Annotated in this window: 12 protein-coding genes and 1 pseudogene; 3 read left to right on the top strand and 10 right to left on the bottom strand. The window is 60.5% G+C overall.

Translation table 11 applies throughout. The features are described from left to right. Positions 1–247, top strand: a 247-nt coding sequence (locus NKI85_RS36915) for a hypothetical protein (protein WP_352780777.1), incomplete at its 5' end; no start/stop codon positions are given. Between the two features lie 110 nt (positions 248–357). Further along, positions 358–711, top strand: coding sequence for a hypothetical protein (locus tag NKI85_RS36910; protein WP_352532579.1), 354 nt, complete (start codon positions 358–360; stop codon positions 709–711). Between the two features lie 235 nt (positions 712–946). Here the strand turns inward: NKI85_RS36910 and NKI85_RS36905 are convergent, their stop codons facing one another. The 5 genes and pseudogenes from NKI85_RS36905 to NKI85_RS36885 all read right to left on the bottom strand — a co-directional run bounded on the left by NKI85_RS36905 (position 947) and on the right by NKI85_RS36885 (position 4,301). Continuing rightward, entirely contained in the window at positions 947–1,219 is a 273-nt protein-coding gene (locus NKI85_RS36905; protein ID WP_352780774.1) for a DUF982 domain-containing protein, read from the bottom strand. A 185-nt stretch (positions 1,220–1,404) separates the two neighbouring features. After that, the gene (locus tag NKI85_RS36900; protein ID WP_352532575.1) at positions 1,405–1,623 is read right to left on the bottom strand and encodes a hypothetical protein; all 219 of its coding nucleotides are present in this window, start codon (positions 1,621–1,623) and stop codon (positions 1,405–1,407) included. A 234-nt stretch (positions 1,624–1,857) separates the two neighbouring features. Then, a pseudogene (locus tag NKI85_RS36895) lies at positions 1,858–2,935 on the bottom strand (IS5 family transposase). 268 nt (positions 2,936–3,203) lie between these two features. Further along, complete coding sequence (locus tag NKI85_RS36890) at positions 3,204–3,431, bottom strand: hypothetical protein (RefSeq protein ID WP_352532573.1); 228 nt, start codon at positions 3,429–3,431, stop codon at positions 3,204–3,206. A gap of 672 nt (positions 3,432–4,103) precedes the next feature. After that, positions 4,104–4,301, bottom strand: a complete 198-nt coding sequence (locus tag NKI85_RS36885) for a hypothetical protein (protein ID WP_023722969.1) — start codon at positions 4,299–4,301, stop codon at positions 4,104–4,106. A 109-nt stretch (positions 4,302–4,410) separates the two neighbouring features. On the opposite strand from NKI85_RS36885, the gene NKI85_RS36880 reads away from it, so the two are divergent. After that, positions 4,411–4,743 (top strand): hypothetical protein, encoded by a 333-nt coding sequence (locus NKI85_RS36880; RefSeq protein ID WP_352780770.1) that lies wholly within the window; start codon positions 4,411–4,413, stop codon positions 4,741–4,743. 871 nt (positions 4,744–5,614) lie between these two features. Here the strand turns inward: NKI85_RS36880 and NKI85_RS36875 are convergent. The 5 genes from NKI85_RS36875 to NKI85_RS36855 form a co-directional block, all read right to left on the bottom strand. Beyond that, positions 5,615–6,112, bottom strand: coding sequence for a PDZ domain-containing protein (locus tag NKI85_RS36875; protein ID WP_352780767.1), 498 nt, complete (start codon positions 6,110–6,112; stop codon positions 5,615–5,617). A 103-nt stretch (positions 6,113–6,215) separates the two neighbouring features. Then, complete coding sequence (locus NKI85_RS36870; RefSeq protein ID WP_352780764.1) at positions 6,216–6,467, bottom strand: DUF982 domain-containing protein; 252 nt, start codon at positions 6,465–6,467, stop codon at positions 6,216–6,218. A gap of 517 nt (positions 6,468–6,984) precedes the next feature. Next, positions 6,985–7,584, bottom strand: coding sequence for an NADPH-dependent F420 reductase (locus NKI85_RS36865; RefSeq protein WP_352780762.1), 600 nt, complete (start codon positions 7,582–7,584; stop codon positions 6,985–6,987). Positions 7,585–7,648: 64 nt separating this feature from the next. Continuing rightward, complete coding sequence (locus NKI85_RS36860; RefSeq protein WP_352532484.1) at positions 7,649–8,083, bottom strand: ester cyclase; 435 nt, start codon at positions 8,081–8,083, stop codon at positions 7,649–7,651. Between the two features lie 54 nt (positions 8,084–8,137). Continuing rightward, the coding region (locus NKI85_RS36855) for an isochorismatase family protein (RefSeq protein WP_352780759.1) at positions 8,138–8,608 on the bottom strand (471 nt) is incomplete at its 5' end.

Below are 8,608 nucleotides of genomic sequence, written 5' to 3'. Positions count from 1 at the left end.
TGTCCTCGTCGATGCGCGTGACCTCGCCTTTCAGGTCGATTTGCTGGCCTCGGTTCACCTTGGTGTGGTCGATGATGGAATGTGGGAAGTCGTAACCTGGGATAGAGACGCTTACGCGGTCCTCTGTTATCCTGCCATGGCAGTAATCGCCACCTGGTCACCAATGCCTATTCCCCGAGCCATGCCATCGATTCTGGTGCGGGCAGCGTCTTCTTCAAGAGGCTCTAATATGCGCCCGCCATCCTAAGGCTGACCTACGACCAGAGTTACAAAAGTTGAACTTCATCGGGGAACACTCCTTCTGTCTGCCTGTTGGATTTGCCAGCGCACCCCGCGCATTCAGACAGGAGAAAGAAGATGAAACGCATCCTTTTGGCTTCGGCCTTGCTGGCGGTGTCGGCCGGGCTTTCCTTTGCCCAGACGACGAGCGGAACTTCGAGCGGAACCTCGACGAGCGGAAGCTCGACCACGACAACCATGCCCAGCACGACGGATCAGGGCACCGGCACGACGAGCAGCGGGACCAACCTGTCCGGCGATCAAGGCACTGACACGACCACCACCAGCGGCACCACAAATCCGAACTCGGCCAGAGACTGCGCGCCCGGCCAGCAGACTGGCAGCGCTCAGCAGGCGGCGCCAGGTCAGCAGGACACGACGGCCAACACCGCCGCGCCGGGCCAGGTGAAAAAGACCGACGAAGGTTGCTGATTGGCACATCGGCACAGGTTGGAATCACCAGCGTGCGGCTGGCCAGTCTCCCCCGACCACCGCCTGAACTCAACTCGGCTGGCGAGCAAGTTGCCGCCAGCCGCCCCGCGGGTTTAAGGCTTGCAGCGGTCGATTCTTCGTGGATGTGCAGCCGCTGTGGGGGGTCCGTCGCCTCTCCCTCACCGGCGGCGGGCTCCTTTCGCGAAGGCGGTGTTGGTCAGAGACACCTAGAACCTTATACCGCATCCAATTTAGAGCTAGTTGTCATTGGGGGGAGTAATGTCCCCTCCTCTTTTGCAGCAGCCAGGAATGCCTTGCGGGCCTCCTCAGGTTCCATCTCGTCGAATATCACGGCCATGCAAACGCGCACCGCGAGGTCCCAGCAAGGGCCACGCTTGGTCCACTTCATCAGCTCCTCGCCGGCTGTCTCGGCGTTGTTGACGTTGTGGATGATCCCGAGACGCTCGGTCTTGACCGGGACCGGAGGGTTGAACCAGTGGAGAGCCATGCGGTCACTCTTTGTCGACCTTATCAAGTTCCTCCAGCAAATACCTTTGCTCAGCCCGCAGTTCCCGTTCTACAGGCAGATTTAGCAGGTTGCGAAGGTAATTGCGGATTACCTCTGACTAGTGAAAATGGCGCAGGACGGCGCGCTTCCGTTGCGATGCCACAGTGACTGAAGTTGGCTGACAGCTATTCGCGACCGTCGAAAGCCACGCAGAGGCCCATGGCAGTTGCTGCCTCGACGATCGCCTCGGTTAGCTCTTCGTCGGAGGCCACCAAATAAGGCGCAGCCTCCCGAGCTTCGCGTAGTGCCGCTTTGATCGAGACCGTGTCGCGACGGTCCGCCCTGTTGAGGAGTACAGTGATTGCTTGCTCTAGAAGCGGACCGACCCTTCGCGCGACGCTCATCCAGCCCTCCCCAGGGACACGCCGAAGGGGACTCTACTCCCTACCTGACCGACATCAACGCCATGTACGAATCGTACAATTGGACACCTCGAACTACCGGCATTTCCAGAGTGGGTGGTGCGACAATGAGGTTGCGAACAGCCTGACGCGCGGCGGGCGCTGGATTTCGGTCGTTGGGGCTGATGCTGGTTGCCGATTTCGGCATCGCGGCGGCGTTTTCCGCCGCTCTCGCCGTCAGGCGAACGCAGTTCGCCCTTGGTGCCAGACGAAGCGGGTGAGATTGTAGGCGAGGTTGGCCATGCCGATCTTGGTGCAGGCGCGAGCGATGCCGATCGTGCGGACAAACAGGCCCATGCGGGATTTCTGCTGCGCGAAGACGTGCTCGACGAAAGCGCGGATCTTTGAGCGCCGGCCATTGGCCCGTGCCATCGCCTCGCTCATCGGCGGCCTTTCGGCTTCTTGTGATGAATGTCGGAGACGTAGCCGTTCTTGTCCAGCCACGCCTCATTCTTCTTCGAGCGATAGGCGGTGTCGGCCCATACCGTCGAGCCGGTGTTGTTCTTGTCCAGCACGTTGCGAAGCTGCGCCCCGTCCCAAGCCGAGGCGCCGGTGACGTTCCAGCCGCGGATGAAGCCGTGGCGACGATCGATCGAGGCATGGTTTTTGTAGCCGAAGGCGGGAACGGCGATATCGCGCTGCTTCGTCTTTCCCTCCTCATCGGCCTTGGCCTTCGAGAACTTCACGGTCCAGCGCGCGTCCCGGTCTTCTGGCGCAGCTTGGCTGGTTTCTTCTGCCACTCGTCCGGCACCTTTCCTGCCTTGATGTCAGCCTTTTCAGCACCGGAATTGCGTTGCTTCGGCGCCGCCACGATCGTGGCATCCACGATCTGGCCACCCATCGCCAGATAACCGGCCTTGGTGAGGTGCTTGTCAAAACGGGCGAACAGGTTGTCCACCGCCCGGGCCTGCGTGAGGTGCTCCCTAAACAACCAGATCGTCTTGGCGTCGGGCACCTTGTCGCCGAGCCCCAACCCGAGGAAACGCATGAAGGAAAGCCGGTCTTGGATCTGAAACTCGGTCTGATCGTCCGAGAGACTGTAGAGCGCCTGCAGAACCAGGACCTTGAACATCATCACCGCATCAAAGGGCGGCCGGCCGCCTTTGGCGCCATCGGAGCGCTTCAGCGCCTTGGCCAGCGGTTTCCGGAAAACCTCCCAAGGCACCACCGCGTTCAGCTTCTCCAGTGGATCGCCGGCCGCGCTCAGCCGGACATAACGCTCGTCAATGTCCCAGAATCCAGCCTGGCCTCGCATCCAACGCCTCCGTGCAAATCACCAGGCGAAGTGAATCAAAATGCGGTCTCGATTGCCAGGTTTTTCGAGGTGTCCAATTGGCACGGTGCTAGGCCGCAACGGTCAGCAATTTTTGGCTAGAGTTTCTGATCGGGTGATCGGATAATTGGCTCGCGCGAAGACCCCCCTCTCGACCTATAGAGCGCGCTTCGATCCGCCTTTCGTCCACAATCCCAGGTCGGTCGGTGCTGCCTAAACTGGAGGGGAGAAACAGTGGAGCGCCATGCGGCTATTCGCGGAGGTCGAACCCGACGAACATGCCAAAGGCTGGGGCAAAGTTGACAATAAACTCCACGAGTTCGCAGTCACTTTCCGCCAGATGCGGGCCGTCTCGGCGCACCGCTGCAATAGTCTCTTTAACGGAGATGGTTTGGCCGCGACGGGCTTGTAAGATCAGCTCGTGAACAAGGTGTTTGGCAGTCACCTTGTCGGATCGGCAGTTCGTCCAAACGTTCATACAAGGCCTCCCACCTCAGCGAGAACCCAAGGGCACATTCATGACCCTCTGTCGGGAAAAATCAAGAAGAAATGTTTGGCGGAATTTCTGAGCGGGAACCAGACGGACAAGCCACGAAAGAGCCTCTATACTCTTTGGACCTGACGCTCAGCCAGCCCGCTAGGGACCTTCTTCCGTCGGGCCCTGTTTGGCCCGATCAATAGCCGCAAGTAATGACTGTAGGGTTGGCGGCAGTTCTGGTTCGACCCCCAGATTTAAGAACGTTTGTACGTTATGACGATGGCCTTCGGAACGGATCAGTTTCCGAAACGCTTCGGAGACAGACTGATGGTCTGCTTTGTTGCTGGTTGTCATGTTCGGGAAGTCCGTCCCAATGAGCCGCAACTCGCCCGCAACGAATGGGTTCCATCAGGAGGTCGGAATATTTGGTAGAAATTTCTGAGCGGGAGATCGGATAACTGGCTCGCGCGAAGCCCCCCCGTGCCACCTTCGTTTGCCGCAGCATTAATCCTCGCTCTTTGAACTGAAGATTCGTGTCGATCTAGCGTCGGTGTTGCACATCGTGAATGTTGGAATCCTTCTGTCCAATGTTTGCTCACGCTGTGATGCCAACAGGGCAGGCTCTTGCGGCAGGGTGCCGCAAGGTCGCGACGAATGAAACGCCGGCCCAGTTCAACCCGCGCGACGTCCTTCAAAGCTGGGGGGATCGATCTTCACCAAGCGGTCTGCGGCCTCGACCGCAGTTCGTATCCTGCTGCACAGCGCGAGATTTTCGGCCAGCATTTCTTCAGTGCGTTGAAGCGCGAGCTCGGTCCGGTGGATGCGCTGCCTGGCATTGGCAACTTCCGATGTCAAAAGATCGGCCGCCATCCCGTGGCCGTGGGGTTCCATAGTGTCCATGGGTTTCTAATACATGGGGGGCGATATCGTTCCCTGATGTCGGGCGAACGGCGGGCCGCAGAAAAGCGCGATGGGCCGAATGACCAATGCGCTCCCTGTCAAAACAGCGCCGGAAACAGGCGAACGGCTTCGGCCGCTCTACATTCCACGGGCAGAGGCGATCACGGTCCAGAGGGCCATTGATCTGTTCAGGCACGACTACAACGTAAGCGAAGACACACTCAGGCGGCTGGTGATCAAGCACCGTCTTCACAACCAGACAATGCCCGGTGCTCCGTGGAGAATAAGCGCTCCCGGCTTGGCTATGGCGCTCGCCGGCGATGATGACGCGCTTGCGCGGTTGAGGCAGGACGATCGCGAGCACCCGGACGTAACTCGGTATTTCAAGCGGCTCGGCATCCCGCGACCCTGACCTGTTATCAAAAGTTATGGTCGCGGCGACTGTCTAAAGTAGACATTAAGTAGATGTCGCGGCCCGACAGAGCCCCACACATGCCCCATACGCGCGGAATTCCTCGACGAGGCCGCGCGTGCGATTCTCTTGCCTCGAAACAGGGGCCGGAGATTAACGGGAATGCCGTTCGGTAGTCACCCCTGGGCCGTAATCGATTGCCTGTCGGATCGAGGCCAAGCAGCTTCAATTCCTCCAGATCGAACACTGAACTACTTGACCCGTTGCCTTGTCACGAACCCCTTGCGAAAACACGCGATGAAGACCGAGTGCGCGTGATCCAGCTTCGCTCCTCGCAACGTGATCGGGAGGGCCGACATGCATTTGCCAGAGAAAGTTTGGGGGGCAGGTTTCCACGTAACTTTTGATCCATAGGCCGCTTTGCCCGGAGCTGTGCTATCGAACCGGCAGTCGATTGCTGCCGGCATCATGCCTTTCTTAGCCATTGCTTCGGAAACCCCGTTAAAACTTCCCTTCCTAAGCCATCCATCCGCACCGCTAGTTGAAACTGTGGTGCACCCTGCCAGGGATATGCTCGATATCAAGAGCCCGATGGCCAATGCATTGCCTACGAATGATCGCCGAGTGCCAACCTGATTCTGTTTCAGGCCGTCCCCACAACTGAAAGTAGTTCAGGCTCGATGGGGATACGGCGCGAAACAAGGGAGCGCCTCTTCTTTGGTTCGGCCGATCGCTTCTAGTCAGCAGCCGCGGGCCAGCCGCATCGCCTGCAAAGCCAAATCGTACGGGATAGGTTGATCGCGCAGCCATAGTCCGAACTCGCCATGAGGCACTGACGCCTTGACCGCGAGCATCCTCTTGCCGAGTGCGATCAGTTCCTCGCGGCGGCGCTGGCGCTTGGTGAAGCCCTGCCGGCCCTTTCCTTTGCCGTCAGCGAGCTCTCCCGGAGGCCCCGGAGGTGCACATAAAGGATGCCAGCTAGCGCATGCCCCTGATGAACGCGGCCGCGCAGCACGATCGCCATGGATGCGCCGAGCGGGATCGCGTCGAAAACCTCGAGCACGGCGGCCATGCCCTGCTCCACTAGGTCCGGACCGGCCAGCAGCAAGTCAGAGACGGCCGTCAGGCTGCTTTCTTCGATGAGCGCGTGGTTGCCGCGGCCCTCAGCCAGGACACACAGGACCAACCGTGCATGCTCAGCGCCATGATTGTCGATCAGCCGGCGGATGGAGCCGACGGCGCGCGTCTGGCCTTCTTTCGGATAGCGGCCCTTGGGGACGATCTCTACGTGGAATTCGCCACAGAGCGCGTCAACTCGCGGGTCGACGTAGAGTGCAGATCCGCGGCTCCAGCCTTCTCGCGCAAGCATTCGGCGTCTCCGCATGATCGACGCACGATGTTTGCACAAATGTAACGGCCGCTGCAAGAGTGATGCACGATGGACAGTGGTGGGGGCACGCGTTGACGAGATGTCAAGCGTTCAGGATTTTCGCTTCCTTGGCGGCGCTGAGAAATGCCACGCGCGCTGTCTCCGGTGCGCTGCCGCCGCCGAGCACCTTCATGCACGCCATGCGAGCCTGGATGCGGCGCCCGGTTTCTCCAATGGGCCAGCGGTAAAGCAGCATTTCGGCGGCTTCGCGGGTGCTCGAAACACTGACTTTGCCCGAGGACAGCAAAACGGTCACGGGCTCTTCGAACGTGCCGACGTCTCGTTCGCAGGTCATATGCTGGTCTCCTTTCGCAATCGCCCCAAGACCTTACGGGTGAACCATCCGTTCCGTTGCGTCACGTTTGGCCCGGTGGGCGAACATTCTGTGAGGATGGGACCTCGTCCAGAGCGGGGGCTTGATCGCTCAGACTAGACTCGCCAAGGCTTGCGGTCCTCAAATGGCGAGAACCGTCCTTATCGCTACGGGCCACTTGCCGGCGCAGGCATCCGCAGACGGAAGTCAATACTCATTTCTGGGGATGGTGTCGCTTGGCACTTAACTGCCAAGCGACACCTGTTCATATGCCTGCGGAGAAGAACGGCAAACCTGTCCGCACCATTCAGAATCTTGTAGGGTCACGTAGGCGTGGGTGGAGGCGGAACGGTGCACCGCCTCTGGTGATGATGCGAACTATGTTTACTCCATAGCGCTCTAAGGCCCCTTTTGATAAGAAACATGCTCGCGGCTCTTCGAAGCACTGCGGCTCAACCATCTCGACCGACACCTTGCGCGTTTCGAAGACCGCTCCCATTCACCCGACCTTCACGAGGTTCTGGTTGGGGAGAGGACCGCCGGGAAATTGAGCGAGCTTGCCGCCGACCACCAGCGAGCCGAGATCGATCCCGGCGAATCCGAGCTGCTCGATGAGGGCGGCGACCTCTGCTTTCGCCGCGCCGTCAGCGCCGGAATAGAACAGCACGCGCTGTCCACCGTCCGAGCGGGGATCGGTGGCCAGCAATTCTGCGCGCAGGTGATTGAAGGCCTTCACGACGCGGGCTCCGGGCACGAGATCGGCGAACACCTCGCTCGACGCACGTCCGCCGAGGTCCACGGGCTTGAACAGCGGTGCTTCGATCGGGTTATTGGCGTCGATGACGATGCGCCCTTTCCAGTCTGGAAGGTCCGCCATCGCCGCCGGGAGATTTGTCCAGTTCACGGCCACGAAGACGATGTCGGCGCGCGCCGCTTCCTCGCGGCTGGCCGCTTTGATCTTGGGGCCAAAGTCGCGCACCAGCTCCTGCAAGGAGTCCGGTCCACGGCTGTTGGAGATCACAGCCTCGATCCCTGCGCGCGCCAACGTGCGCGCGAAGGCCGTGCCGATAGCGCCTGATCCGATGATTCCGATGGTCATATGATGTCCTTTCAGAAAGAGCGCGTCCGCGGCTCTCGACCGCGGCCGGCATGGCACTTGCGGATCACAGTTTTGGCGTCAGCGCGCCGAGCTGCTGCATCAGCGAAAATAGATTGGCCACGCCCCAGTGGTCCGTGATCTTGCCGTCACGCACTCGCATGACATCGACGGTCTCGAATTGAATTTCGCGGCCTGTCGGCACAATCCCGAAAAACTCTCCGCGGTGTGTCCCGTGATAGGTCTTGTAGGTCGTCACGCGGTCTCCATCGGCGAGCTGCCAATGGATTTCGGCGTGAAAGTCGGGAAACGCCGCGCGTAGAACTTTGTACAGCTCCCTCGCGCCGTTCTTGTCCGGCGTGCGCCCCGGCTGCGGCGTGTGGTCGAGGAAGTCGTCGGCGAACAACTCCTCGAACACCGCGAAGTTGCCTCCGCCCTGCACTTCCTCGGTGTTGCGCCGAACGACCGCCTTGGCGGCTTCGCTTGCGTTACTGCTGGTCATGACAAGGCTCCGATGGGCTGAGAGGTTTGGGCTTCGATTACTTGCGACGGCGGCTCACGCCCCGCCGCCGGCCGCCTGACCGAGCAGTTGCAGTTCCCAGGCGAGCGCGATGCCGGTGCCCCCGCCATGGTCGAGCAAAGTCGCGGCGCCCAGCTTCGCCGTCTCTTCGCGAGCCCAGTCGCGCTGCAACTCACCGGCCACTGCCATCCAGGTGATTGGAACGACGCCCGCCATCATCATGCGGCGCACCGCCATGTCGTGCGCCTCCACGCTGACGCCGCCTGACGCATCGGTGACAGCGTAGACTTCGTATCCTTCGCCGGCGGCCTGGATGGCCGGCATGGCGAGACAGATCTCCGACCAGAGCGCCGCCATGATGATCTTTTTGCGGCCCGTCTTCTTCACGGCGTCGACAACACGCACATCTTCCCAGGTGTTGATGAAGGTGCGGTCGATCGGCTTCTGATCCGGGAAGACATCCTGCAGGCCCTTGATGAGCTTGCCGCCGCGGTCCTCAAGGACGGT

This window comes from Mesorhizobium sp. M0571 (assembly GCF_040320985.1).
Lineage (GTDB): Bacteria > Pseudomonadota > Alphaproteobacteria > Rhizobiales > Rhizobiaceae > Mesorhizobium.
Note: the sequence above shows the minus strand (reverse complement) of the source record. Positions and strands in the feature narration are given on the sequence as shown.

Excerpts from the sequence above, each read along its gene's own strand:
- NKI85_RS36910 (WP_352532579.1), top strand. The coding sequence starts at position 358 with ATGAAACGCATCCTTTTGGCTTCGGCCTTGCTGGCGGTGTCGGCCGGG.
- NKI85_RS36905 (WP_352780774.1), bottom strand. The coding sequence starts at position 1,219 with ATGGCTCTCCACTGGTTCAACCCTCCGGTCCCGGTCAAGACCGAGCGT.
- NKI85_RS36900 (WP_352532575.1), bottom strand. The coding sequence starts at position 1,623 with ATGAGCGTCGCGCGAAGGGTCGGTCCGCTTCTAGAGCAAGCAATCACT.
- NKI85_RS36890 (WP_352532573.1), bottom strand. The coding sequence starts at position 3,431 with ATGAACGTTTGGACGAACTGCCGATCCGACAAGGTGACTGCCAAACAC.
- NKI85_RS36885 (WP_023722969.1), bottom strand. The coding sequence starts at position 4,301 with ATGGCGGCCGATCTTTTGACATCGGAAGTTGCCAATGCCAGGCAGCGC.
- NKI85_RS36880 (WP_352780770.1), top strand. The coding sequence starts at position 4,411 with ATGACCAATGCGCTCCCTGTCAAAACAGCGCCGGAAACAGGCGAACGG.
- NKI85_RS36875 (WP_352780767.1), bottom strand. The coding sequence starts at position 6,112 with ATGCTTGCGCGAGAAGGCTGGAGCCGCGGATCTGCACTCTACGTCGAC.
- NKI85_RS36870 (WP_352780764.1), bottom strand. The coding sequence starts at position 6,467 with ATGACCTGCGAACGAGACGTCGGCACGTTCGAAGAGCCCGTGACCGTT.
- NKI85_RS36865 (WP_352780762.1), bottom strand. The coding sequence starts at position 7,584 with ATGACCATCGGAATCATCGGATCAGGCGCTATCGGCACGGCCTTCGCG.
- NKI85_RS36860 (WP_352532484.1), bottom strand. The coding sequence starts at position 8,083 with ATGACCAGCAGTAACGCAAGCGAAGCCGCCAAGGCGGTCGTTCGGCGC.